The organism is Alphaproteobacteria bacterium LSUCC0719, from assembly GCA_040839025.1.
In the GTDB taxonomy this organism is placed as follows: Bacteria; Pseudomonadota; Alphaproteobacteria; order Puniceispirillales; family Puniceispirillaceae; genus UBA8309.
In genome coordinates, this window is the sequence record JBFPJN010000006.1 from 39,711 (window position 1) to 65,476 (window position 25,766).

24 protein-coding genes and 1 tRNA gene are annotated in these 25,766 nt (G+C 52.5%); 9 read left to right on the forward strand and 16 right to left on the reverse strand.

Annotated features, from left to right (window positions below; genetic code table 11):
* Positions 1-28: 28 nt before the first annotated feature.
* From AB3X55_11195 to AB3X55_11210, 4 genes are all read right to left on the reverse strand, one after another.
* Positions 29-1,003, reverse strand: coding sequence for a Bug family tripartite tricarboxylate transporter substrate binding protein (locus AB3X55_11195; GenBank protein MEX0504151.1), 975 nt, complete (start codon positions 1,001-1,003; stop codon positions 29-31).
* A gap of 276 nt (positions 1,004-1,279) precedes the next feature.
* Entirely contained in the window at positions 1,280-2,122 is an 843-nt protein-coding gene (locus tag AB3X55_11200) for a sugar phosphate isomerase/epimerase family protein (protein MEX0504152.1), read from the reverse strand.
* A 47-nt stretch (positions 2,123-2,169) separates the two neighbouring features.
* Positions 2,170-2,982, reverse strand: a complete 813-nt coding sequence (locus tag AB3X55_11205; GenBank protein MEX0504153.1) for an enoyl-CoA hydratase — start codon at positions 2,980-2,982, stop codon at positions 2,170-2,172.
* Positions 2,979-4,163: a CaiB/BaiF CoA transferase family protein gene (locus AB3X55_11210; GenBank protein ID MEX0504154.1), complete on the reverse strand. Its 1,185-nt coding sequence runs from the start codon at positions 4,161-4,163 to the stop codon at positions 2,979-2,981. The genes AB3X55_11205 and AB3X55_11210 overlap by 4 nt, the downstream gene beginning before the upstream one ends.
* A 177-nt stretch (positions 4,164-4,340) precedes the next feature.
* Here AB3X55_11210 and AB3X55_11215 point away from each other — a divergent pair, with 177 nt between their 5' ends.
* Positions 4,341-5,837, forward strand: coding sequence for a sulfatase (locus tag AB3X55_11215; GenBank protein ID MEX0504155.1), 1,497 nt, complete (start codon positions 4,341-4,343; stop codon positions 5,835-5,837).
* 53 nt (positions 5,838-5,890) lie between these two features.
* The gene (locus AB3X55_11220) at positions 5,891-7,396 is read left to right on the forward strand and encodes a malonyl-CoA synthase (protein MEX0504156.1); all 1,506 of its coding nucleotides are present in this window, start codon (positions 5,891-5,893) and stop codon (positions 7,394-7,396) included.
* A gap of 25 nt (positions 7,397-7,421) precedes the next feature.
* Here AB3X55_11220 and AB3X55_11225 read toward each other — a convergent pair whose 3' ends face one another.
* Positions 7,422-8,327 (reverse strand): DMT family transporter, encoded by a 906-nt coding sequence (locus AB3X55_11225; protein ID MEX0504157.1) that lies wholly within the window; start codon positions 8,325-8,327, stop codon positions 7,422-7,424.
* 29 nt (positions 8,328-8,356) lie between these two features.
* Positions 8,357-9,529: an L-rhamnonate dehydratase gene (locus AB3X55_11230; GenBank protein MEX0504158.1), complete on the reverse strand. Its 1,173-nt coding sequence runs from the start codon at positions 9,527-9,529 to the stop codon at positions 8,357-8,359.
* 90 nt (positions 9,530-9,619) lie between these two features.
* On the opposite strand from AB3X55_11230, the gene AB3X55_11235 reads away from it, so the two are divergent.
* The 3 genes from AB3X55_11235 to AB3X55_11245 all read left to right on the forward strand — a co-directional run bounded on the left by AB3X55_11235 (position 9,620) and on the right by AB3X55_11245 (position 11,709).
* Complete coding sequence (locus AB3X55_11235) at positions 9,620-10,048, forward strand: hypothetical protein (GenBank protein MEX0504159.1); 429 nt, start codon at positions 9,620-9,622, stop codon at positions 10,046-10,048.
* A 470-nt stretch (positions 10,049-10,518) separates the two neighbouring features.
* A complete protein-coding gene (locus tag AB3X55_11240; GenBank protein MEX0504160.1) occupies positions 10,519-11,136 on the forward strand; it encodes a tyrosine-type recombinase/integrase in 618 nt (205 codons plus the stop codon).
* Between the two features lie 201 nt (positions 11,137-11,337).
* Positions 11,338-11,709: a hypothetical protein gene (locus AB3X55_11245; protein ID MEX0504161.1), complete on the forward strand. Its 372-nt coding sequence runs from the start codon at positions 11,338-11,340 to the stop codon at positions 11,707-11,709.
* 489 nt (positions 11,710-12,198) lie between these two features.
* Here AB3X55_11245 and AB3X55_11250 read toward each other — a convergent pair whose 3' ends face one another.
* On the reverse strand, positions 12,199-12,780 hold the full coding sequence (locus tag AB3X55_11250; protein ID MEX0504162.1) for a hypothetical protein: 582 nt from the start codon (positions 12,778-12,780) through the stop codon (positions 12,199-12,201).
* Between the two features lie 217 nt (positions 12,781-12,997).
* On the opposite strand from AB3X55_11250, the gene AB3X55_11255 reads away from it, so the two are divergent.
* The 3 genes from AB3X55_11255 to AB3X55_11265 all read left to right on the forward strand — a co-directional run bounded on the left by AB3X55_11255 (position 12,998) and on the right by AB3X55_11265 (position 14,236).
* Positions 12,998-13,273: a hypothetical protein gene (locus tag AB3X55_11255; protein MEX0504163.1), complete on the forward strand. Its 276-nt coding sequence runs from the start codon at positions 12,998-13,000 to the stop codon at positions 13,271-13,273.
* Positions 13,274-13,277: 4 nt separating this feature from the next.
* Positions 13,278-13,694, forward strand: a complete 417-nt coding sequence (locus AB3X55_11260) for a hypothetical protein (protein MEX0504164.1) — start codon at positions 13,278-13,280, stop codon at positions 13,692-13,694.
* A gap of 83 nt (positions 13,695-13,777) precedes the next feature.
* Positions 13,778-14,236 carry a hypothetical protein gene (locus tag AB3X55_11265; protein ID MEX0504165.1) on the forward strand — a complete coding sequence of 153 codons (459 nt, stop codon included), beginning with the start codon at positions 13,778-13,780 and terminating at the stop codon, positions 14,234-14,236.
* On the opposite strand, the gene AB3X55_11270 is transcribed toward AB3X55_11265, so the two are convergent.
* The gene (locus AB3X55_11270) at positions 14,237-14,836 is read right to left on the reverse strand and encodes a tyrosine-type recombinase/integrase (protein ID MEX0504166.1); all 600 of its coding nucleotides are present in this window, start codon (positions 14,834-14,836) and stop codon (positions 14,237-14,239) included.
* Positions 14,837-15,013: 177 nt separating this feature from the next.
* Here AB3X55_11270 and AB3X55_11275 point away from each other — a divergent pair, with 177 nt between their 5' ends.
* Positions 15,014-16,120 (forward strand): toxin-antitoxin system YwqK family antitoxin, encoded by a 1,107-nt coding sequence (locus tag AB3X55_11275; GenBank protein MEX0504167.1) that lies wholly within the window; start codon positions 15,014-15,016, stop codon positions 16,118-16,120.
* A 1,088-nt stretch (positions 16,121-17,208) separates the two neighbouring features.
* On the opposite strand, the gene AB3X55_11280 is transcribed toward AB3X55_11275, so the two are convergent.
* The 8 genes from AB3X55_11280 to AB3X55_11315 form a co-directional block, all read right to left on the reverse strand.
* Positions 17,209-17,601 (reverse strand): hypothetical protein, encoded by a 393-nt coding sequence (locus AB3X55_11280; protein ID MEX0504168.1) that lies wholly within the window; start codon positions 17,599-17,601, stop codon positions 17,209-17,211.
* A 1,013-nt stretch (positions 17,602-18,614) separates the two neighbouring features.
* Positions 18,615-18,691: transfer RNA gene (locus AB3X55_11285), tRNA-Arg, on the reverse strand.
* Between the two features lie 195 nt (positions 18,692-18,886).
* On the reverse strand, positions 18,887-19,891 hold the full coding sequence (locus AB3X55_11290) for a methylated-DNA--[protein]-cysteine S-methyltransferase (GenBank protein ID MEX0504169.1): 1,005 nt from the start codon (positions 19,889-19,891) through the stop codon (positions 18,887-18,889).
* A gap of 115 nt (positions 19,892-20,006) precedes the next feature.
* Complete coding sequence (locus AB3X55_11295) at positions 20,007-21,641, reverse strand: acyl-CoA synthetase (GenBank protein ID MEX0504170.1); 1,635 nt, start codon at positions 21,639-21,641, stop codon at positions 20,007-20,009.
* A gap of 114 nt (positions 21,642-21,755) precedes the next feature.
* The gene (locus tag AB3X55_11300) at positions 21,756-22,676 is read right to left on the reverse strand and encodes a pseudouridine-5'-phosphate glycosidase (GenBank protein ID MEX0504171.1); all 921 of its coding nucleotides are present in this window, start codon (positions 22,674-22,676) and stop codon (positions 21,756-21,758) included.
* A 2-nt stretch (positions 22,677-22,678) separates the two neighbouring features.
* A complete protein-coding gene (locus tag AB3X55_11305; protein MEX0504172.1) occupies positions 22,679-23,566 on the reverse strand; it encodes a PfkB family carbohydrate kinase in 888 nt (295 codons plus the stop codon).
* Positions 23,556-24,809, reverse strand: a complete 1,254-nt coding sequence (locus tag AB3X55_11310) for a nitrate/nitrite transporter (GenBank protein ID MEX0504173.1) — start codon at positions 24,807-24,809, stop codon at positions 23,556-23,558. The genes AB3X55_11305 and AB3X55_11310 overlap by 11 nt, the downstream gene beginning before the upstream one ends.
* 8 nt (positions 24,810-24,817) lie before the next feature.
* A complete protein-coding gene (locus tag AB3X55_11315; GenBank protein MEX0504174.1) occupies positions 24,818-25,546 on the reverse strand; it encodes an ABC transporter ATP-binding protein in 729 nt (242 codons plus the stop codon).
* Between the last annotated feature and the right edge of the window lie 220 nt (positions 25,547-25,766).

Here is a 25,766-nt window from a genome sequence, read left to right on the forward strand (position 1 = left end):
GGAGCGCATATAGTTGCCTGAATGATGATTATTGCACCAAGCCCATTTCTTTTAGGGCGGGCCCAAATTCATTCACCATCATCTTCATCTGCTTACCCCATTCCTCTGCACCCATCGGCGAAGTTGAATCAAGACCTGAGTTAGTCAGGTAAGCCTGATAGAGCGAATGGTTCATTGCCTTCATCATGCCAGCTTCCAACTCATCACGGCGTGCCTTATCAACACCAGAGTGAGTGGCGTAACCGCGAACAGTGGCCAGTTCAAGATCAATGCCCATTTCAATGGATGTCTTAGCCTGTGGAATTGGCGCCATTGGGTTTCTATCAAGGATGACCATCGGGCAAATATCGCCTGATTCAACTTGAGATGAAGCTTCAGAAAGGTTTAGCGTACCAACGTCTACTGCACCAGCAACTAGCTGTGTGGCCAGTTCAGCGCCTCCACCAAATGGAACATAATTTGGCATTGGCTGACCCATAGCCTTGGCCCACAAATACACAGTGATATGGTCAATTGTGCCTGACTGTGTTCCGCCATAAGTCAGCTTATCACCTGCTTTTACGCCAGCAACAAACTCTTCAGGTGTCTTATATTTTGTAGTCTTACAATTCACCATCAAGATCTGCGGGTCGTTAGTACCACGTCCAAGTGGAGCCATCTCATCAAGAGTTAAGTTGGTTTTGCCTGCGGCCATAGTAATCGCGTGGCCAACCGTAAACATCAGGATGGAGTTGCCATCAGCCGGACGTGTTTTGAAATAATTCATCGCCGCAGCGCCACCGCCGCCACGCTTATTTACAACAACCATGTCCTGCTCTAGAGCACGGCGAGTGCGAATCATCATCATTCTGGCGTTCACGTCTGTGCCACCACCCGCACCAGCATGGGTCACGACTTCAATCGTGCCTTCGGCGGCTACGACAGGAGCCGAGGACATCGCCATAACGCCGGCCATCGACGCAATGCCGATGCCGACCGAAAGAATTTTCTTTTTGCTGAGCATTGTTTCCTCCCAGAAGTTTGCTTCATATCGCTTCTTTTCGTGCCTCGCCGGGTTGATCCAGCTTCGGCTGTTAGGACACCGTGGTCGCCACCAACAGGCTGGCCATACCGGGAACCCATCTCGCGGCGTTTTTCTGCGCCTAATTAGAATACGGTATACCAAAAAAATTTGCGTAACAATGAGTAAAATGTCCCATCTTCAACCTGCGATCGCCTTTATGTTGCGAAAATCGGACCCGGGCCGTCACGGGAGCCGATTTCCTTCGCCAATCCCGGTCTAGTCGACCTTCACTCCAGCCTCTTTGGCCCGCTCGACCATGTATTCACGGCCGGCCAGCATGTCGTCGATCGACCCAAACCCGTTTGTGTAGTGGCCGGTATAGCCCATGCCTTCGATCTTCTTGAACATGGCACCAAAATCGATCGTGCCATCACCAGGTTGCTGATGAATCTCGTAGGATCCGTTATTGTCGGCAAGCCGCACCTCGTGACAGAGGCTGAAATCCATCGCGTCGATGAAATTGGCAATCCCCACTCCGGGAAGGAAATGCGCATGGTTCGCCGTGAAGGACCACCGCACCGACGGGCTGTCGATCTCGCGGAAGAAATGCATGCATTCAGCCGGTGTCACGGGCATGTAATTGACCTCGGCCAGCACCGGTTCCCAGTTCAGGTTCTCCAGCAGCAGCAGAACATCACGCTCGGCGGCGTAATCGGCGATGCGGCGCAATCTGTCGATCGCGGCCTGCATCCTGATCTTGCGGCAGGCGGTGAAATGATATCCGCCATGAACGACGATCCACTTCGCGCCAAGCTTCGGTGCGAGGTCGATATAGGCCTTCATGTAGCTGTCGACAGCGTCACGACAGAAGGGGGATATTTCGGCAACATTGACGCCTGACAGCGTGTGGAGGCCAAAACTGATCCCCGTCTCGGCAAGCAGGTCGCAGACCGTTCCGCATCTCGCGTCATCAAATGTTTCGAGCGCATTCGGTGCAATATCGGTCTGCGCGTCAATGATACGGACATCATTCTCGGCGGCCCAGCGGATCCCGTCCTCCAGTGGCAACCGCCGACCAAGATCGATGCCTATCCTGTCTTTCAATGTCATGCCGGTCATAAGTTCCCCCTAAAATTGCTTTGCCAGCCACATATGGACAGCGCCTGTCAGCTGCCGGTGAATTTTGGCTTTCGCTTCTCCATAAAGGCCCGCCGCCCCTCGATATAGTCGTCGCTGTCAAAACATCCCTTCACCAGCGCAGCGAGCGCATCGAGATCACGATCCGCCTCGTCACCCTGCAGCGACTGTGTGATGGCTTTCACCGATTCGATTGTCAGCGGGGCATTCTCGCTGATCCGCCTGGCATAGTCATCGGCATAGGCTGTCAGCATCTGTGGTGCCAGTACCCTGTTGACCAAACCCATCTCATAGGCTTCGGCAGCACTGAACTGGCGGGCGGTAAAGAAAATTTCCTTCACCATCGACGGGCCGACAAGTTGGGCCAGCCGCCTGATGCCTTCATAACCATAGCCGACACCAAGCTTGGCGGCCGGCACGGCAAACCGGCTTTTATCCTCGCACAGCCGCAGGTCACAGGCGACAGCCAGCCCCATACCGCCACCGATACAATAACCCTGGATCACCGCGACGGTCGGTTTGGGAAAGGTGAAGACAGCATCATAGAATGCCTTGCTGGCCTGGGCGTAGATCTCGACATCCTCGGCACTTGAACGTTCATTTTCGAATTTCGAAATATCCGCGCCAGAGGCAAAAGCCTTGCCGCCAGCCCCCCGAATGACCAGAAGCCTTGCTTCCGGATCGGCAGCCATACGGGCCACTTCCTCGGCACCGGCCCGGTACATCGCCAGCGAGATGGCGTTATGGCGTTCCGGATTGTTGATCACAACATGGCCGACACGCGCGACAATGCCTGTCAGCAGCTTGCCGTCGGCATGGGCTGTAAACTGGTCGAATTTCATGTGATTCCCCGTGACGCAAAGCTGCCGATTTCATCTTCAGAATATCCAAACTCCGCCAGAATTTCGGCAGTATGCTGACCCTTTGTCGGTGGTGGACGGCGGATCTCGGCCCGGGACCGGCTCATCTTGATTGGCTGGCCGACAATCTGCGAGGGGCCGCGTTCCTGGCTGACAACATCACGCGCCATGCCAAGATGCTGGACCTGCGGATTTTCGAAGACCTGCTGGATATTGTTGATTTCACCACAGGGAACGCCGATCTCGGCAAGCCGTTCCACCCAGTAATCGCTGCTCTTCCGGGATGTATTCTCGTTGATGATGGCATTCAGTGAGGCGCGGTTTTTGCTGCGTGACGGTTGATCGGCATAATCCTCGTGATCCATCCGTGGGTCCGCCAGCTCGTCCTTCAGCCGCAACCAGATATGCTGGCCGGCACAGGCAATATTGATATAGCCATCCGAGGTTGTGAACACCCCGGTCGGGATCGATGTCGGATGATCGTTTCCGGCCTGCTTTGGCACATCACCGTCCATCAGCCAGCGTGCCGCCTGGAAATCAAGCATCGCAATCTGCGCCTGAAGCAGCGAGGTCTGTACCCATTGACCTTCACCTGTCTTCTCGCGACCGAGAAGCGCCAGCAGGACACCCTGCGCGGCAAAGCCGCCAGCTGTGAGATCCGCGATGGGAATGCCGACGCGCATCGGGCCTTCTCCGGGGGCGCCGGTGATGGACATCAGCCCGCCCATACCCTGGGCGATCTGGTCAAAGCCCGGTCTGCCAGCCAGCGGGCCATCCTGACCAAAACCCGAGATCGACGCATAGACAAGCCGCGGATTGTCGATGCGCAGCGTTTCATAATCGATGCCAAGGCGGAATTTCACATCCGGGCGATAATTCTCCACCACCACATCGGCGGTGGCAGCCATCTTCTTGAAGATCGCCACCCCATCGGGATCCTTCAGATTCAGGATCATCGAGCGTTTGTTGCGATGCAGGTTCTGGAAGTCCGATCCCTGACGCGAACCGCCCATATCTGAACCGGCGGTATCGGGGTTTTCAATCTTGATCACATTGGCGCCCCAGTCGGCAAGCTGGCGAACGCAGGTCGGGCCAGACCGCACCCGGGTCAGATCAAGAACGGTGTAGTCGGACAGGATATCACTGGCAGGTTCAAACGGCATGATCAACTCGTCTCGGGGATCGCTGGTACGGCATAACAGCCCGCCAGCGTTCAAAAAATATTGTATACCAAATTAGAAGACGATAGCTTTTTTGAAGTCAATTCAAATCTTGCCACCACATGCAGGCCGTGATGTTCGGTCGCGCCCCAATGCGCCGGAAAGGCGGTTTCCAAGGTCATGAAGACACTGTTTCTGCTTTTCGACAGCCTCAACAGATCGGCGCTCGGAGCCTATGGTGGCAGCATTCCGACGCCTAATTTCGACAGGCTTGCCGCCCGTTCGACGATCTTCGACTCGCATTACGCCGGCTCGCTTCCCTGTATGCCGGCGCGGCGTGACATGCAGACAGGCAGGCTGAATTTCCTGCACCGCAGCTGGGGGCCGCTGGAGCCATTCGACGACAGCTTTGCGGCACAGCTGGATGGTGGCGGCACCTACTGTCATCTTGTGTCGGACCATTATCACTATTTCGAGGATGGCGGGGCCACCTACCATACGCGCTATTCCAGCTGGGATTTTATCCGCGGCCAGGAATCGGATCCCTGGGCGGCGATGGTGGCACCGCCGATCGAGCGGTTTCGCGCGCAGTACCACCCGCTGCAATTCGAGGACCATCGCGACGGGCACCGGCTCCAGGGCATGATCAACCGGACGCGGATCTCGTGTGAACGTGACTTTCCGGTCGTTCGCTGTGTCGATTCCGCGCTGACCTTCCTTGAGGAGAATGGTGACGAGGATCGATGGCTCCTGCAGATGGAAACCTTTGATCCACACGAGCCGTTCCATGCGCCACCCGGCTATCGCGACGGGCATACCGGCTATGATGGGCCGACCCTTGATTGGCCGCGCTACCGGAATGTTGAGGAAACACCGCAGGAAGTCGCCGAGCTGCGCGCCAACTATGCCGCGCTGGTGCGGCTGTGCGACGCGCAGCTGGGACGAATCCTTGACCATCTTGACGCCACGGATGGCTGGCGCGACACGGCGGTCATCCTGACCACCGACCACGGGTTCCTGCTGGCCGAACATGACTGGTGGGCGAAGAACCGGATGCCTTTCTATAACGAGGTCGCGCGCATACCGTTGATGATCAGCCTTCCCGGCACACCCGGCGGACGCCGCGTTTCGGCCTTGACGCAGACCATCGACCTGATGCCGACTCTGCTCGATCTCCACGGTGAAGAGGCGGGCCCGCATGTTCGGGGCCGGTCGCTGCTGCCGCTATGTGAGGGCAGCGCCGCGCCTATACGCAAGATCGCGCTCTACGGCATTTTCGGCGGCGCCATCAACGCCACCGACGGACGCTACACATATTTCCGGTATCCGGACGACATGGAAAGCCACGAGCTGTTCGAATACACGCTGATGCCGGCGCACAACCGCAGCCTTTTCACCATCGAGGAGCTGACGCCGGCGACCCTTCACCGCGGATTCGATTTCACCCGCGGGGCACCGGTGCTTCGTCTTCCGGCGCGTGCCGATGCCAAGCGTTCGCCGCGCCAGGGCGGATTTGCCGACGCCCATACGGTGCTTTACGATCTCGACAGCGACCCCGGCCAGCGTTCGCCACTTGCCGACAGGTCGGTCCAGGACAGGCTGTGTTCCCTGATGAAAGCGGAAATGGCGGCGCATGACGCGCCAGCCGAACTCTACGCCCGTTTTGACTTGACCTGATACCCGCTTCCGGCGTAACGCCGGACCACACAAGACAGGACCCGTAGGCAGCCATGACCAATCATCTTTATGACGGTGTGTTCGGACAGCATGCCAGCAGCAGCAAAACATTTCTCTACACGGATACCGGCGAGGTGAGTTTTGCCGATTTCACCGCGCTCACCAACAGGCTTGCCAGACTTCTGACTGCCGCGGGGCTGGCCCCTGGTGACCGGGTTGCCGTTCAGGCCGACAAATCGGTGATGCTGCTGGCGCTCTACGCGGCCACGGTCAAGGCAGGCGGTGTCTATCTGCCACTGAATACCGGCTATACCGCCGCCGAGCTTGATTATTTCCTTGGTGACGCGAAGCCGCGCATCGTCATCGCCGGCTCTGCCGCTGCCGACGCCGTGGCACCGCTTGCCGCACGCGGCGGGGCCACGCTGTTCACCCTTGACGCCGATGAAGGCGGCAGCCTTGCCGAGGCCGCCGCCACTCAGGATCCGGACTTTGTCGCGGTGCCGCGCGGCGCGGAGGATCTTGCCGCCATTCTCTATACTTCGGGGACCACGGGCAGGTCCAAGGGTGCCAAGCTGTGCCACCGCAATTTGCTGTCAAATGCCGAGGTGCTGCGCGATTACTGGCACTTCACGGCGGATGATGTGCTTCTCCACATGCTGCCGATCTATCACACGCATGGCCTGTTCGTGGCCAGCAACCTGCTGGCGATGGTCGGTGGGTCGATGATCTTCCTGCCAAAATTCTCGGCCGAGACGGCGCTTCGCTGGATGCCACAGGCAACCACGATGATGGGTGTGCCGACCTTCTATACACGGCTTCTGGACAGTGACGGTTTCAACGGCGAGGCAACAGCGCATATGCGGCTGTTCATTTCCGGGTCGGCCCCGCTTCTGGCCGAGACGCATCGGCAGTTCCAGGACCGCACCGGCAAGGCCATTCTCGAGCGCTATGGCATGACGGAAACCAATATGTGTACCTCGAACCCCTATGACCGTGACAGGCGGGCCGGCACGGTCGGCTTTCCGCTGCCGGGCGTCGAGCTGCGGATTGCCGACGCGACAACAGGCGCCGAGCTTGCCGATGGCGAGATCGGAATCATCGAGCTGCGCGGTGACAATGTCTTTCTGGGCTATTGGGAAATGGAACAGAAAACAGCCGAATCCTTTCGTGAAGACGGGTTTTTCATCACCGGCGACATGGCTGTGCGCGACGCCGACGGCTATATCAGCATTGTAGGGCGCGACAAGGATTTGATCATTTCCGGCGGGCTGAACGTCTATCCAAAGGAGGTCGAGGGGATGATCGACGCCATTGACGGCGTTCTGGAAAGTGCGGTTATCGGCGTGCCGCACCGCGATTTTGGCGAGGCCGTTGTCGCCGTTGTTGTCCGTGAGGATCCGGCACTCGAGGCCAGCGCGATTGAGACGACATTATCGACCCAGCTGGCGAAATTCAAACAGCCGAAATCAGTCATATTTGTCGACGCGCTGCCGCGCAACAGCATGGGCAAGGTCCAGAAGGCGGAACTTCGCAAGCTTCATGACGGGCTGTTTTCCTGACAGCTGCCGTCAGCATCCGTCACATTCAGCCTGCGCGGGCCGAGTCCCGGCGCACGCGTTCACGGCGCAGAATGAATATGGATGAGGCGACAACGACCCCGCTGCCGACCAGAACGGCCACGCTCAGCACCTCGTCAAAGAACAGGATGCCGGCAACGATGCCGAATGGTATCGACAGGTAGCGAAGCGGGGCCAGCAGGCTGGCGGGGGCCAGCTTGTGGCTGAAAGCAATGAAGAATTGCTGAAAGCTCGACAGCACACCAATCAGCACCAGGATCATGATATCACGCGGCGTTGCCGGCAGCGATGCATCCCAGACCAGCACCAGCGCAAGAAACAGCGCCGCACCGGTGCCATTATACCAAACGGCCGTCGTTGCCGGGCTGTCATGCTGACCAAGCCGGCGAAGCATGATCATCATGATGGCCCCGAAAAAGGGTGACCCAAGCCCGACCAGCACGCCGGCAAGGCTCCACCCCGCAGCGCCCGGCTCCAGCAGGATCAGCGTCCCGCCAAATCCCACAATGACAGCTGACCAACGGCGCCATCCGACAGGTTCCTGCAGCATGAAAGGAGCCAGAAAGGTCACGCACAGGGTGATCGTCTGGAACAGCACCGTCACCTTGGCAAGCGACATCAGATCGAGCGCCGCATAGAAGCAGGTCAGGCTGGCAAGCCCGGCTGCAACCCGCACCGCAAGAATACGCGGCGCGGCAACGCTGAAGGCCTGCCGGCGACGCTGCCAAAGCGCCATCACGACAAGCAGCGGCAGACAAAGCGCATAGCGGAACAGCAGCACCGTGACAGTGTCGATTTCCGGCGCGACAAGCTTGACCAGCGCCGAGATACCAACTGTCAGCAAAATCTCGGCAATCGCGATGGTGACGCCAAGGCTCAGAAGCCGATGTGACTCCGACGGGTCATCTGCCACCCAACACCTCCCGCCGGTCCGGCGCGCCTCTATTCCTCAATATCAAAATGCTCGAGATGCCTGTCTGTAATGGTGATCCCGAGACCCGGCAGATTGTCATCAAGCTGCAGATGACCATCAACGGCATCCGGATCACCTTCAAAGATATAGTAGAACAGCTCGTTGCCAACCTCGACATCGAAGACCGGGAAATATTCTGCGATCGGACAATTCATGTTGGCCATCGTCAGATGGTAGTTATGCATCTGGCCGGCATGCGGGATGACCGGTATCTGATGCGCCTCGGCAACGGCGTTGATCTTCTGCGCCGCGGTGATGCCACCGACCCGGTTGGTGTCATATTGCAGTACCGATACCGCCTTTTCCTGCAGCAGCTGCGCGCAGCCGAGAAGCGAATATTCATGTTCGCCACCCGAAATCGGAATCGGTCCGCGGTTCAAATCGGCATAGCCGCGCAGATCATCAGCGATCACCGGCTCCTCGAGCCAGCGCGGCTCGAACTTTTCAAGCTTCGGGATCATCCGGCGGGTATAGTCGAGGTTCCAGCCCATATAGGCCTCGAGCATCAGGTCGCGCTCCCATCCGATGACCTCGCGGACAGCCTCGACGCGCTTGATATTCTCGCGCATGCCGGCCATACCGTCGCGCGGCCCATAGCCGAACCGCGTCTTGAAACCGGTATAGCCGTTCTTCATCGCCGCTTCGGCCTCAGCCTGCATGTCCTTGATTGGCCCGGCATAGAGTTTCGAGTAGTAGCAGGGGATGCTGTCCTTGGTGCGCCCACCGAGAAGTTTGAAAACAGGCTTGCCAACAAGCTTGCCCATCAGATCCCAGATGCCGATGTCGATTGCCGAGATCGCCACCATGCCGACACCCTTGCGGCCCCAGGCATGCGTGCGGCGATACATCTTCTCCCACAGATAGGCATAATCGAAGGGGTCCTGGCCAATCACCATCGGTGCATAGAATTCGTCGATTGCCTTCTTTGCAAGGCTCGGCGCCAGTGCCGCATTGCCAATGCCGACAGTGCCGTCGCTGGCTTCAACCTCACAGGTCAGCCACTGGTGAAAACGGAAGGACTGCATGGCATCGCCGCGGTCACCCAGAATATCGGAAGCGTTGGTACAGAAATTTCCCTGTGGCGGTACGGTCGGCCCCTTCCAGTTCCAGACCCGGGCGCGAATCGATTTTATCGTAACCATGTGACGTCCCCCTTATCCCCTGAAGCCACTGTTTCTGTATTTGGTATACCAGTTTTTACGGTTCTGAGACAAGACAATGCAGGACGGCACATGCCAGCCGGTTTTAGAGGCGGGATGATGGCGGGCAGGGTGATGGCGCGCCGGGGGCCAGGGTGCCGGGGTGCCGGGGCTGGCCGCGCTGACAGGAAAGATGGTGATCCCGGAGGGACTCGAACCCCCTACCTACAGATTAGGAATATATTGCTTTATGTCTATATCTATTCTAATACTATATTAAATCAATTAGTTAAGAAAATTATTGATCTTCCCTATACGAAATATGCGATTAACAAATCATTAACAAATTTTACTTTCACCATCACTCAAATTACTATCATTTTATGGACACCAAATCGAAGAACTACGATGACTACACCGACCTCAGAAATGACGGTCGGATCGTTATGTTTCGTCGTCCCCATCTTAAGAACCCAAAATGGAATGTTCGTCTCAAAATCCCCAACACTAAAGGATATGTAATCCGATCAACTAAGACCTCCGACTTCAATGAAGGAAAGAGGTTTTCAGAGGATTTGTATTATGAGTTGGAAGGTAAAGTTCGTAGAGGTGAAGTCCTAAGATCACCTCCATTTGATAAAGTCGTCTCAGAGTTCATCAACGATTGTGATCTCATCTACAAAGACAAATCCCAACAATACATCGACAACAATATCCAAATCTGTAGGAACCATTTGATCCCTTTTTACGGTAAGACACCTATCGATGAGATCACCGAAGATAAGATGACCAACTTTGTTTCCCATCAGTTTAGGGAACACAATCATTCGAATGTGACTGTCAGACATCACCAAACGGTGATGGGAAAGATTCTCCAATTTGGACGGAGGAAGGGTTACCTTTCGGACGTTCCACCAATTCCAAAACCACAAATGAAAATCAACAGTAGGTCCGATTTCTCAAAGGAGGAGTGGAGACTACTTTACGAACATATGAGGGGTTGGATAAATCACCCCAATAGTCGGATTAGTAGACAAAGGTTTTACACCCAACACTTCATCCTAATTTTGGGAAACAGTGGAATTCGATGTGGAACAGAATGTCGGAGTTTGAAGTGGTCTGACATCTCCACCACCAAAGATATGTTGGGTGACGAAAGAGTCGTTATTTCGGTCAAAGGAAAGACGGATAGAAGAGACGTAATTTGTAATGTTGGTATCGAAAGGTACTTCCAAAGGTTATGGAACTTCAGATCAAACGAATTAGGTCATCCACCAAACAAATCGGAATCTGTATTGGTCAATCCTAATGGACGTCCAATCAAATCCTATAAGGGATCATTCAACTCACTCTTAGATGAAGTGGGACTTTCTTTAGATGAAGATGGAAAAAGACGAACTCCTTACTCACTCCGTCACACCTACATAACAATGAGGTTGATGGAAGGGGTAAACGTCTACCAACTGTCATCCAATGTCGGAACATCTGTGGAGATGATCGAACAATATTATGGTCATCTACGAAACAGAGATCCAAATGTGGTTTCGGAGATCACCAAAAACTCATTCTCAAAAGACCAAAAATCAAAAATAGATTTTTTGTTTGAATAACACCCTCTGATCCACCCTCTTCAATTCTATGTGGTTGCCTACACCCAACGTCTTAGGGGTGTTCTACGACGTTCTGAGAGTCGTTGAGAGGATGTTTATTCAGAATCCAGGGACACCTCTTTAGACAGTCTGTTGTCCTAAGTTCGGACCCCCAAATTTCATATAATAGATGTATCAAAAGACAGAAATAGGAGTGAACAAATGTCTACAGATTACATCGTTAAAGGTGACCCAATTCGGATCGGTGAGATTGTGCAACTACCAATGAAGATCGAAGGTTTGGATTTTCAAATTGAAGATCCTAACAACAGAAACACTTTCTTAGACGATGGAAAGATACCCATTGGAGAACATTACAGATTTCGTATTTCCTACAAAGGAAACTACCTTTGGGGACACATCAATGGAGGTGAGACTGATCATTTCGTTCGATATGGAATGAACGACGTCTCAAAAATCATCTCCATCATTCAGCACCAAACTGAAAGATGTTTGGTGGATGAATACACATATTATGAAACGTCGGATGTGTTCGGAGACTTAGAAGAGGGATCATATGGTTCTTACAGATAATGATGTCCTTACCCATCATTGAGATAGTCTCCGACCACCAAACCACCTCAACGATCCGCATCGTTGAGGTGGTTTTTTTGTTGTCCACCAACGGTTAGGACACCTCTTTAGACAGTCTGTTGTCCTAAGTTCGGACCCCCAAATTTCATATAATAGATGTATCAAATGAACAGAAACGAAAGAAACAAACGATGTTTGAAGCACCCTTCACCACCGTCGAAATATCACCTTCACCATCATCTCATATGAAAGACATTAGACGTTTAATGTCCCAATCAATTGGTGATGTCAGAAGAGCAAAAAGATACAGAAACTCTTACGAAGATATGACCCACACATACCTCCGTCACAAACAGAAACAAATGTCTCTATCAGAGAGAATTGAAAGAAACAAAAGACGGAAACATCAACTCTCTCAACTTACGAAATCAGAAATTGAGATTGTGAGACGGTACTCAGACCCATCAATTCTACCCCACTTAGAAAAATCTATGGGAACCGTCCCAAACTGACGTTGTTCAGTATCTTCTCAACTTCCTTAAAACCCCTCCGAATTGTCCGAATTGAGTTGTCCAAATCGACATTCTTCAATTCGTACAATTCCTCATTCAACAGATAGAGGGTGTTAAGGATGACCGTCTTAGGACGTCTGTTGAAGTCCTCATACATCGTTATGAGGAAGTCCCTATTGATCGGTGGTTTGTTGTGTTTGAGATAGATTTTGTACATCTCAATATTCTGATGAATGAACCGACCTTTAATCTCCTTTTTGGAGAAGGTGTACTTTCCAAAATTCAGATTGGTTGATTTTTGTGTGGTTGGATCAATCCCTAACTCAACCAACTTTTCGGTCTGTCGATTTTCAACGATCTCCTTCACCTCTTTCATAATGGTGGAGATCTTTTGGTTGAGTGGAATGTTGAGATTGATGGTGTTGGGGTTCTTCGAAACCTTATCGACCTCTTTCACATAGAGATCATCGAATAGGTACTTCTTACCTTTCCACCAATCACCGAATTCGATGTCTGTAACATCACCCCACTCATCATAGAACGACTTCGATTTACTCAAATTGTCTGAGTACTGAGGTTGAGTGAGACAGATTTTGTAACACTCAAACCACAACCGAATGTGTTGTCGTTTTGATTTGATTTGGAGGTATTTGGTCACTTAGGGACACCTCTTTTCAACGTCTACTGTCCTAATTTCATTACACAATATCAGATATAATAGAAGAACAATAGAGATAGGGAATTGGTCCTTATCCATTCTTAAAAGGAATTAAATTATGACCGACCAAATCACCGAACGAACCAAAGAAATGATCGAAATGGTCCAAATCTTTTTGAAGGAGATTGAAGAGAAAGGTGGAGTTGAGAACCTCAGAGGTATCGATTTCGAACGTCTTCTAAGTGGAGTTCAATGTTTTGTTAGGGATCTCCTAATTTCGATCAATCCAACATCCGTAGACATTGACGAATTGACGGAAATTATCTTTTTGAGGGAAGTCTCCAAATATGATGTCGATCATCTCACCCCCTTCATCAATATGGGTGAGGAATAAACCGATGTATCAGACCCACCCACAAAACAACTTTGATGCAGTTGGTGACTTCGTAAGTACTGACGGAATGACTGTCAGAGAGAAGGTCGATCACAAACTCAAAACTATCGAAGACCAATTAAGTGAGATTGAGGAGAAGTTTGGATTTCCTCTCCTCTCAGAAGAAGGTTTGAAGAGATATTCAGAAGTTTGTCGTTATTGGGATGACCGAATAAATGACGGTGAAATGACAGATGACGAAAAGGTCTCTCTATTCATCGATCGATCCAAAGATATTGATAAGGTGTTTTATGAAGACCCCATTAGTCAAAAATGGAAACCCATCAAAGACGATTTAGAATTCAGTAAAATCTTTTGGGAATCATTTAAGGAAGGTCGGAGATACAAATACGATATCGAAAGAGTTGTAGACCTAAATTAGGTCCACAACCTTCCTCTGACTTTTGCTTTCACTTCAGACGATGGGTGTTGACGACTTTTCGTTCTTACGATCTGTTTTATGAGATGATGAAGAACTTCTTATCCGCAATTGCCATATCTGTCATTTTGCTCAACCCCTCTGTGAGTTGGAGCAATGGGGTTAATGGAAAGGGAATTGTTTGTAAGGATGAACCGTACTCAGTCGGATTTTATTTTTTAGAATCTATGGGAAAACCATATGTGTGGAGCATTTACATTAATCGTTCGAATGACCGTTTTGGTTCGTCAACTTTCGGACATAAGTATCAAACGGATGCTGAGTACATCTATTGGGGGGGCAATGTTTATAAGTTAGACCGAAAAACTCTTAGGTTGACTATAACCGACACTTCGGTGGGTTTTTGGGGGAAACTTTTGAGAAAACACCGAAGGCATACTGATTGTGAATTATTCACTGCAGATGAGACGAAACAGCGAATGGAAGATTTATTAGATGAGTACAAATCTCAATATGAAGATTCATTGAGCGATAACAAACTCTGATCAGATCAGATCGACAACCTTCCTCTGACTTTCACTATCACTTTCAATGTACCGTTGGGTTGTTTGAAGGGATGAATGACCTACCATCATTTGGACATCTCTTAGTGAACCACCTACCAATGATATCTTCTTTGAGGTTTCGGTGATGAAGGTCCTACGACCACTGTGAGATGAACAACCAACCAAACCCAACCTCCGATACCAACTTTGAAACATATTTACGATGGTCTGTGAGGTGGTGAATGGTGATCTTTCAGTACGGACAATAAAAGATGTGTCCATATTGAAACCACTGAACCGTTTATGGTCATCCAACAGTTCAATCAAATTTTGTCGAACGTCCTTATGGAGTGGGATCACCCTTCCACTCTTACCCTTTGAACTCCGATTAGTGAGGTTGATGTATTCGTCGACCTCACCGTTGGAGTTACAAACCTCTTTCCAACTCAATTGAGAGATCTCTTTCGATCTAAGACCACTCTTCACTGACAACAGAAAGATGGTTTGATTTCTTAAACCGTTCCTTTTTGATCGAAGGTATGAGGACACCATCTCAATTTGAGATTTGTTGAGTACCTTTGACTGTTTTCCCAAACCCATAATTTCACTCCAAACTGATTACCTAACTGACTGAATCAATCTTAAAATAATCAGTTCTAAAGTACACCGTAAAATAGGATTCAAATTACTGTTTTAACTCAATAATATAGAGAAAGTCATTATAGATTGTATATTCTATAATCGGTTTAATAAGATGGGAGATATGAGGAAAAATTGATGAAATTTTTGATCGTCCCCCTTCTTCTGTTGCTTCTTCCACTGAGTGCATTGGGATCCTCTGATCGAATCCCACACACCGAACTCTATGAGTTGAATGGGGTGACGTTTAAGAAGTTCACTTCAGACCCTTTTGAAGGAACGGCATTCAAAGAGGGGAAAGGTGGGTTTTTGGAAGTGCTCCATTATTCCGAAGGCAAATGGAATGGGGTGACTGAATGGCTGTATCCAAATGGAGATTTAGCAGAAAAGACCATTCATAAAGATGGAATGTTGATCTTTGAAGAGATCTTCCACCCCAATGGAAGCCTTCAATTGAAAGAAGAATATGAGGTCTATCCTCAACCGATTGATGGAGTTCGGACCCACTACTATCCTAATGGGAATTTGGACTCAGAGGTTACATACGCAAACGGTCAGATAGATGGGCAGTGGACCGAATACTTTCGAAACGGCTCAATTAAATCCATATTCCGATATAAGAAAAATAAGAGGATTTACGAAAAGTGGTTCTTTGAAAACGGCAACATTCGCATCGAAGAAAATTATAAGAACGGTGAGTACGACGGACAACAAAAGGCTTACTCAGAGTATGGAGAGTTGAAGTCCTTAGAAGAGTACAAAGAAGGTCAATATCTCTACTCCCACCTTATTCCCTCTATCATCAGATACAGATTTCCAATCTGTCAGATTCAGTCTTCGTTGGGACAATTCTGTAAGTATTTGAGCACCTACAAACACTCTCTCCTTCCATCTAAAAAAGAGTTGATTGATTTAGGTCGACTATTCTTTTTCAAAAATGAAATTTCATCTGAAAGTAAGTTTGAAACCATTGTCGGTGACACATTCTTAGAGTTCGTATCAGATGATTGGACTTATCGTTTTGAAATTTTTGAAGTCGATGATCAGTTGAAAATTCGTTTCATTGATGACGCTAAATTTGCATCCTATGAAGTGATAGAGGTCTTTGATGTCGAACGACTGCCAAATGGCTCCCAATGGGAATTAGTAGGTTCGACAGTCGAATACATAAGTGGATCAGCAGAAGACAGAGAAATTGAAGGAAAGAAAAACACCTTTGATCCATCGCTTCTATTTTTGAGGTGAGATAGGGTATGGATAGAAATATTTTATAAATAAAAACCCTTAATTAATACATTAAGATATAAATAGTACTTCCTATGATTGTTATGATGGTTATTATGAAGATGATTTTAAAAATAAAAAATAGTGCTTTATTAAATAAATTTCCAAAAATTATAAATGGAATAGACGCTGCCATTAAAACAATACCCAAACCAATTCCATAAGGATTGATAAACGGAAAATATACTTCCATAAAGTTAAAATACTTATCTATCAAATTCATATAGTCCTATTAAAATTTGAGAACAACTATCATTGTAATACATATGATAGTCACAATGACGATTAAACTTAGCATTTTAAAAATGCCAAATATGCACCCATATGTTTGTTCGTCAGACTTTTCTAAATATCGCATAAAAAAGATATAAAAGACGATAAATGCAGAAATCGTTAAAACAATAACAAAGGTTTCATTTTCAATCATACAAAGAGTGTTATTTTAATTTGTAACATTTTCAATATTAAAGAAGTGATACTTTTACCCATTCCGTTACCGTCGTTCGCACAATAAGAGGGTGCGCACTGTGAACACAAACGATCGAAAGCCGCAAAGTGCTAACTTCAGCGACTTCTGAAGAATGTGACACAATCTTTATTTGGAGCCAACTGTTACAAACCCCTTCTTCAATCGATTGAGTAGAACTCTATCTGTCGAACTGACCCCTACACCCAATCCACTGATGTATGACAGAAGGGTGTTCTGTTGAGAGATCAGATCGTTTTGTTTTTTAGGATCAGTTTCGGTTTGTATCTTTTGGGATAGTCCTCTGACTTTGAGGACCAACCCTCCAACAGTGAACCGAACCCATAAGGGATATTTCCCTTCATTGAGTTCAATGAAGTTCTTAAATCTAATCATCAGTCACCACCCTCAATGAACATCACTGAGAAGTGACCCTTCCTCATATATCGGTCATAGAACTGATTGATCGTTGGTTTGTCCTTCATTGAGAACACCTCAACGACTTCAAACTTCACATTGGATGGAAGTTTGTTGATGGACTGTACCAACTGAGTTTTGGTTTTAGGTGTATTGGTCGATGAGATCATCGACCTAACCTATTCAACCAACCGACACCACTAATGTCGTTTTGGTCTTCTTCAAAGTGGTCATCCCAACTTCTATTGTCATTGGTGTAGGGGATCATCGGTGGTTCTAATTCCTCATCGATATCCCTCTTCAATCCAATCAGTTCATTTTTGATGACTTTCTTATTCCTCTCACTGAGATCAGACATCATTTCGTTGAGGGTGTTATCCCTTTCCATCATCTGATGTTCGTTACGGATATAATTCTCCATTAGATGGATCAACATTGAGGTCCTACTGACCCTTTTGAACTTCACCAATTTGTCGAAGTTATTGATGAGGTATTTCGGTACGTTGAAATTGATAAGTCTGTGATCAGTGGAGAAATTGAGTGAGGTCGTTGTGCTCATATGGATTAATCCTTTTCTTTGTTGGTTCAATTAATGGTTCGAAGAATTGTTGGATTTCATCTCTATCTAAATTGACGAATTCCTTTTCCCTTTCGATGAATTTGATGAGTGAGCTGAACTGACGAATAGTTATCGGTCTGTTGGTCTCAACTCTTTGTTTGATATTGATCAAAACATTCTTCATTCGAAGGTCCTTCTTTAATAAATATTGATTGAGATATCTGATCAGTAATCCTCTTTTGTAGTTATGTTTTGGGTACATTTGATGTCCTTTGAATTTAGGTACTATTAGTCATTAAAGAGAATTTGGGATTCTCCTTTTGACGGTTTAGGCGATTGGGTAATCAAAGGACTTTGTAGTCTTCAGAGATTAAGGACAGTTGAGTTAGTCCAATCAATCGATGTGTCCAAAGAGACCTTTGTTCGGTCTTTCATAATGTAATTTAACCAACCATCCTCTCTTTGTTGGGAGGATGGTTTTTCTATATGGATTTGGTCATATCCAAAGTTTGTGGATCTCCAAATCCGATGAACCAATCTTTCGAACTCTTCGAATTGGTATCGGTTCGGTTGTTCGAAAATACAGTGGAGATGATGACGTTTGTTTGCACTCACTTCTCTGATGACCAACATTTGTAGTTGTTGACCAAAACGTCTGTAACTGTTTCCAAACACTTTGGTGTTAAGGACGTTTTTGAAGTGTCGAAAGTTTTGTTCAGACCTACAGTTATCAATCTCAAACCCATTGAAATGTTGTCGTTGGGTAAGGGTTATGTTGATTGGGTTTGTTACTCTCTTTGACCACAAATAGTGTCTGATTTCTTTATTAAGACGGTTGGGATTCATCGATCACTCTATTTCGTAATTTTTCTATATCTGTTCTATTCACCTCTAATTTATTTATATTTATGCAGTTCCCAACTAATCAAAATTCTTTGGGATAACAGTCACATAAGTCTTCTATCCCTTAAATTATCTTAAAGGATGAAGGTGCGTTGTTTTTCGGAGAAATGTGGCGATTCCGATAGGATTCGAACCTACGACCCTCAGATTAGGAATCTGATGCTCTATCCAACTGAGCTACGGAACCAACCACAAAAAGGAAAATATCACAGACCAAAATTTCTATCAATTTTAACAAACGAATTTTTAACAATTCATTAACAAACAATTTTATTCATTTTTCTTTGTTTATAATCAATATATTATGATCTATTGAAATATTAGGAATCTGTCGCTCTATCCTGATGAGCTACGGGACCACACCGCGCCAATATGCCGGAATTCACGACCGATTGCCAGCCATGCCGTGCGGCGGGCAGACAGCGCGCGGGCCGCCGGCACCCTGGCCCTCGTCCTCCACGTCACAGCTGTCATGCCGGGCCGATTCCCATCCGATAATGGCCTGTTTGCGGGATGCGCCCCACATATAGCCCCCCGCCTCGCCACTCTGCCGGATCACCCGGTGACAGGGGATCAGCAAGGCCACCGGGTTCGCCCCGATGGCGGTGCCGACGGCGCGTCCGGCGCCGGGCCTGCCAATGGCGGCGGCAACATCGCCATAGCTTGCCAGGCGGCCGGTCGGGATTTGCAGCAGCGCCTCCCACACCTTCATCTGAAAGGATGTGGCGCGCAGATGAAGCCGGATGTCGGCCACCGAGGACCAGTCCATCCGCAGCGCCGCCTGCACCGCCTCGGCCTGTGGCACTGGCCCGGTGGGCACAAAATCCGCCGCCGGAAAGGTGGCGCGCATTCGGTCCAGCGCCGCCTCGCGGTCATCGGCGAAAGCAAGATGACAGATCCCGCGCGGCGTCGCGGCGACAAGCACCTCGCCAAACAGGCTCTCGGCAAAGCCGTAGCCGATCTGCAGACCGGCACCGCCACGCCCATATTCACCGGGGGTCATCGCCTCGATCCGCACAAACATGTCATGCAGGCGGCCCGGCCCCGACAGACCGGACTCATAGGCGGCATCAAGGCAGCTGACGCCATCCCGGCGCAGCAGCGCCCGCGCATGGTCGAGGCTCAGATAGCGGGCAAAGCGTTTCGGGCTGACGCCGGCCCAGCGGGTGAACAGCCGCTGGAAATGGAACGGGCTGAGATGCACCGCCGCGGCCAGCTCGTCAAGCGATGGCGCGTGAAGATAATGCGCCGCGATATGGGCGATGGCCGCCTCGATCCGGCGGTAGTCGCGCTGCGCCTGCCTACGGCGCTTGGCGGTGGCGGGGCCGGGTTGATCGTGCCGGGATTTATCGTGCCGGGATTGGGTTCGCCGGGATTGGGTTCGCATGGGAGCCTCCTGCCAGAATGGCGTTGTCAGCCAACGTCACCCAGCAAGACTAGCCGCCGGTAACCAGCCCGATCGACCCGTTTCTTGCGGTGTTGAGATGTCCCTGGGCGCTCAATCACCCCGCCTCGGTTACCTTCTGGCGCAGCACGAATTTCTGGATCTTGCCTGTCGAGGTTTTTGGCAGTTCGCCGAACACCACCTGTTTCGGGCGCTTGAAGCCGGCCATCTGGCCCCGACACCAATCGAGGAATTCGTCCTCGCCGAGTGTTTCACCCGGCTTCAATTCAACAAAGGCACAGGGAACCTCGCCCCATTTTTCATCCGGCTTCGCCACCACGGCAGCCGCCGCCACCGCCGGGTGGCGATAGAGATAGCCCTCGACCTCGACCGAGGAGATGTTCTCGCCGCCCGAGATGATGACATCCTTCAGCCGGTCCTTGATCTGGATGTAGCCGTTCCGGTGCCACACCGCCGCATCGCCGGAAAAGAACCAGCCGTCACGAAGCGATTCGGCGGTCGCCGCCTCGTTCCGGTAATAGCCCTTCATAACCGCGTTGCCGCGAAGCACGATTTCGCCCTGCGTCTGGCCGTCACGCGGCACCATCTCGCCAGTGTCGGTGTTCATCACGGCGGCGCCCTCATGCATCGGAAAGGCAACGCCCTGCCAGCTCTGCAGGTCGGCCTGTTCATCAAACGGCAACCCGTCCCATTCCTCGCGCCAGACGCATTGCGTGACATGGCCATAGGTTTCGGTCAGCCCATAGACCTGCATCACCTCGAAATCCATCTCCGCCATCTTCTGCAGGATCGCGGCTGGCGGCGGGGCACCGGCGGTAAAGGCCTTGACCCGGTAATCCAGCTTCGGGCGCATCTCCTCGGGCGCGTTCACAAGCAGGCTGAGAACAATCGGCGCGCCGCCGAAATGGGTTACCCGGTGCGTGCCGATGGCACCAAAGATGGCGGCGGCGCTGATCTCGCGGATCAGCACTATGGTGCCGGCCATCATCGTCATCGTCCAGACATGGCACCAGCCATTGCAGTGGAACATCGGCACGATATAGAGATATGTCGGATGCTGTGGCAGCTGCCATCCGGTGGCGGTGCCCATGCTCATCAGATAGGCACCGCGGTGGTGATAGACGACCCCCTTTGGCCGCCCGGAGGTGCCAGAGGTATAATTCAGCGCCAGCGCCTGCCATTCATCTTCCGGCATCGACCAGGCGAAATCCGGATCGCCGGTGGCAATAAACGCCTCGTAATCCTCATCGCCAAGAGGTGGCAGATCGCCCATTGCCGGATCGCGAATGTCGATCACGCGGATCCGGGACCGCACCTCGGCAGACAGCGAATCCAGCGCCGCCCCGACCGTCGGCGCAAAGGCGGTATCGGTGATCAGCACGCGGCAATCGCCATGCTCGAGGATATAGGCGATGGTCTCGGCCTCGAGACGGGTGTTGATCGAATTCAGAACGCACCCCGCCATCGGCACGCCGGAATGGGCCTCGAACATCTCCGGCGTATTCGCGGCAATCACCGAAACCGTATCGCCAAGTCCGTATCCCGCCCTTGTCAGGGCCGAGGCAAGCCGCCGCATCCGGGCATAGCTTTCGGCCCATGTATAGCGGCGCTCGCCATAGATCACGGCGGTCCGGTCCGGAAACAGATCAGCGGTGCGGGTGATGAAACTCAGCGGTGACAGCGGCACGAAATTGGCATCGTTCCGCGGCATGGCTTCATAGTGCTGCCTCATGGATATCTCCCTTGGATCCGGCATGCAGGGTGGACCACATTATTTGGCGGCATATGATCCCGACAGTATGATGACGGCTGCATAGGGGGTGTCAAGCCATCCGGCGGCGGGCCGTTATCCGGCAAGTTCCACCGCCACAGCGCCGGCAAGCGCCGCATTGTCGATGATCAACCGCTTGTTGGCGGCAAGGCTTCGCCCGCTCGACCGGCGCGCGATTTCCGCCAGCAGCCAGGGCGTTGCCGCGGCGCCGGCAGGGGCGTCATCAATGCACCCCGCAATCCAGCCCTCAATCTCGTCAATCTCCAGCGCCCGCGACGGATCGACCGGATTGCAGATCAGCACCGCCCCGCCAATACCAAGCCCGGCCCTGGCCCGAACAATGTCGGCAAGTTCGCGCGGATCATCAGCCCGGCAATCAACGGCAAGTCCGCTATGCCGAGCCCAGAAGGCCGGCATGTCGTCGCTCCGGTAGCCGACAAGCGTGACACCCATCGTCTCCAGCACCTCGCGCGTTCGGGGCAGGTCAAGGATCACCTTTGGGCCTGAACAGACAACCGCCACCGGCGTGTGCGCCAGCTCGAACAGATCGGCTGAGATATCCATGCTGGCCTCGCCGCCGCGATGCACCCCGCCAATGCCGCCGGTCGCAAAAACGCCGATGCCGGCCCGCTCGGCAAGGATCATCGTCGTCGACACCGTCGTCGCGCCAAGCATCGGCGCCCTGGACACCCCGGACAAGGCGACGGCAAGATCGCGTCGCGACAGCTTTGCCACACCGGATTCTGTGGCAAGACGCATCATCTCTTCCTCGGCAAGGCCGGCATGCGCCCTGCCATCGAGGACCGCCATTGTCGCCGGCACGGCTCCAGCCGCGCGGACAGCCGTCTCGGCTGCCTGTGCCACCTCGATATTCTCCGGATATGGCAAGCCGTGGCTGATCAGCGTCGATTCAAGGGCGACAAGGGGCACGCCATCGCGGCGCGCGGCCGCCACCTCGTCAGACATCTGGAAATCAATCATCGGTTGTCCCGCCATCTTCACACCTCTGCCTCCGGGGCTGCCGCATACGCCGCGCCCGCGGCCAGCGCCGCCTGCAACAGATCGGTCAGGGTGGCACCGGGCTGGCGGACAAGGTCATAGAATAGCCGTGCAGCCATCACGTCGCCAGCACCGTTGGCATTCACAAGGTCAATCCGTGGTGGCTGCGCCGTGACCACCATCTGCCGGTCCGCCAGCGCCGCCATATCCGCGCCGTCACTGACCAGAACAACACCGCCATCCGAAAGCCTGGCAGCAAGTGCCCCGGCCATGACATCCACCGGCAGGCTGTCGCCAAGCAGTGCGGCCGCCTCGTCGCGGTTCAGTACCAGCGCATCGAGCTTTGGCAGCGCAGCGGCCAGTCTTGTTACCTTGGCGACCGAGGTACCGGCGGCCAGCAATGGCCGCATACCGGCAAACGCGGCGGCCATGTCGGCAATGGTGTCAGCCGGAAAATTCGCATCAAGGATCAGCGGTGCCAGCGGGGCCTCGATGCCGGGTCGGATCATCGGCACCGACACATGGTCATAGATGTCCATGGTCGCCGCGCCCATGATCAATTCGCCATCGGGGGCCAGCACCGCAGTATAGCTTGGCGGATCAGCTTCCAGCGAAACCATCCACGGGTCGATACCGGCTGCGGCAAGCCGTGCTTCAACAGCCGCAAGACTGCCCGCCGGCTGGACACCGACAAGCCGGACAGACGCCCCCTGGCGGGCCAGCTGGACAGCGATATTGGTTGCGACGCCGCCAAGCCGCTCGGAAAGCTGGGCGGGGTTGGTGCGGCCCGGCTGGGGCGGGGCTGTCAACCGCAGCTGCCGGTCGATATGGCATCCCCCACAGATGATGACATCAGGCCCGTCCGGCATCTGCGTACTAGACCCCATGCCCGCGTCTGCGCCAGGTCCGCCACTGGATGATGGCAACGATCGCCGAACCAACCCCCATGATCAGGATCGCCGAGGACCATGCACCCATCGAGCTGCCTCCCCCGCCAAGATCAAGCATCATTCCGACCGCCGGTCCGCCAAGCGCACCGCCGGTAAAGCCAATCATCGAATGTACCGCGAGAAGTGCGCCGCGTTCATGTGCCGCCGCCGCCGCCACCGTACCGGCCGTCAGCGCGCCGCTGTCGAGCATGATGCAGACATTGTAGATCCACAGACAGCCCAACGCGAGCCAGACCGGCCCGTCGAGCGCCAGTGCCGACAACACCGCAAAGCTGACAGACAGCGCCCCGATGATCGCAATCACCCGGTGGCGACCATAGGCAAGGCAGAAGCGCGCACCAATGATAGACGCCGCCATGCCTGTCAGGGTGAGCAGGCTGACCAGCGTCGTCACCACGGACAGCGACAGCGCCGGCTGTGCGGTGGCGCCGATAAAGGCGAACATGGCAAAGCTCCAGCCGCGATAGGCAAAAAGCTCGTAGGTATGCGCGCCATAGGCGAAGATGTAGCCAAGCGCCAGCCTGTTGCGAAACGCCGGCCGCAGGTCAAGCGGGTGGCGTCTGGCTTCGGCCTTGGGACGTTCGGCAGGTGGCGCCCCGCGAACAAGACACAACATGGCAAGCGCCGACAGCAACGCCCCGCCACAGCCAATCCAGGCGGCAACGAAATGATCAAAATGGATCAGTAGATAGCCATTCAGGTAGAAGGAGCCACCCGTGCCAATACCAAAACATGAGGTATAGAAGGGCACGGCCTTCAACCGCTGCTTGTCTGACAAACGGGCATTCAGGATCTGCAGACCCGGCATATAGGTGCCGGCAAGACCGGCACCGACCAGACTCCACGTAACCGCAGCCCCCCAGAAGCCATCCGTGACGGTGGCGAATCCAAGGCTACCGATGGCAGCAGTCAGACTGCCACCAATGAATATCCGCTTGGCGTCAATGCTGTCGGTCAAGCCGACAAGCACCGGCGTGGCCAGCACATAGCCAAAGAAATAGGCACCGCTGATCCAGCCGATCTCGGTATTGGACAGCCCCCATTGTGGCCCAAGGGACACAAGAAACACCGGCCAGATCGCATAGCTGACCATCGCCAGGACAGCGGCGACACAGGTGATGACGATCAGCGCCGTTGGCCGGGTTCCGTCAATGATCCCGAGAGCTGATCCCGGACGCACCGAACCGCCTAGCCGCCAAGGAACAGGCGACCAACATCCGGGTTTTCGAGGAGTTCGTCACCATCGCCGGCGATGGCCGTTTCGCCAGACACAAGCACATAGCCGAGATCGGCGAAGGCCAGACCCTTTTTCGCGTTCTGTTCAACCATGATGATGGTCTTGCCATCCTTGCGCTGAAGATCATCGAGAATTTCGAAAACCATATCGATGAACCGAGGCTCAAGCCCGATTGACGGTTCATCGACAAGCAGCACCTGTGGCTGCATCACAAGCGCCCGCGAAATCTCCAGAAGGCGTCTCTCGCCACCCGACAGCACACCGGCAGGCTTGTCCCGCCGGTCGGCAAGACGACTGTATTTCGAGAACACCTGCTCGGCCGCGGCTTTCGCCTCGGCAGGCTTGTTCTTCAGGAACCCGCCCATCAGCAGGTTTTCCTCAACAGTCATCTGCGGGAATACCGACTTGTCCTGCAGGATATAGGCGATGCCGGCTTCGGCAAGTTTCTGCGATGGCGTCAGTGCTGTCACATCCTTGCCGTTGACAATGATGCTTCCGGAAAAGATGTTGGTGAAACCGAAGATCGAATGCAGCACTGTCGATTTGCCAGCGCCGTTCGGCCCGATCAGGCAGAGCGACTGCCCCCGCCCGATCCGCATGTTGAAATCATGCAGGATTTCCATCTTGCCATAACCGGCGCGAAGGTTGTTGATCGTCAGGAAGGTATCGCCGTCGACCATCGAGTCGAGTTCACCCACCGTCGGCGCGTTGGCCGCGATCGAGGCGGCTTCCTTGGCCACCTGATCAACCGACATCACAACATCGACGCCGCCACTACCATAGCCGCTGACGCCGCCTGCTTTGGCGGCACCCTTGACTGAAGCCTTTTTCGCCACGGCCTTTTTGGCAACCGTCTTTTTGGCGGCAGCCTTCCTGGCGGCTTTCTTAGCAGCTTTCTTA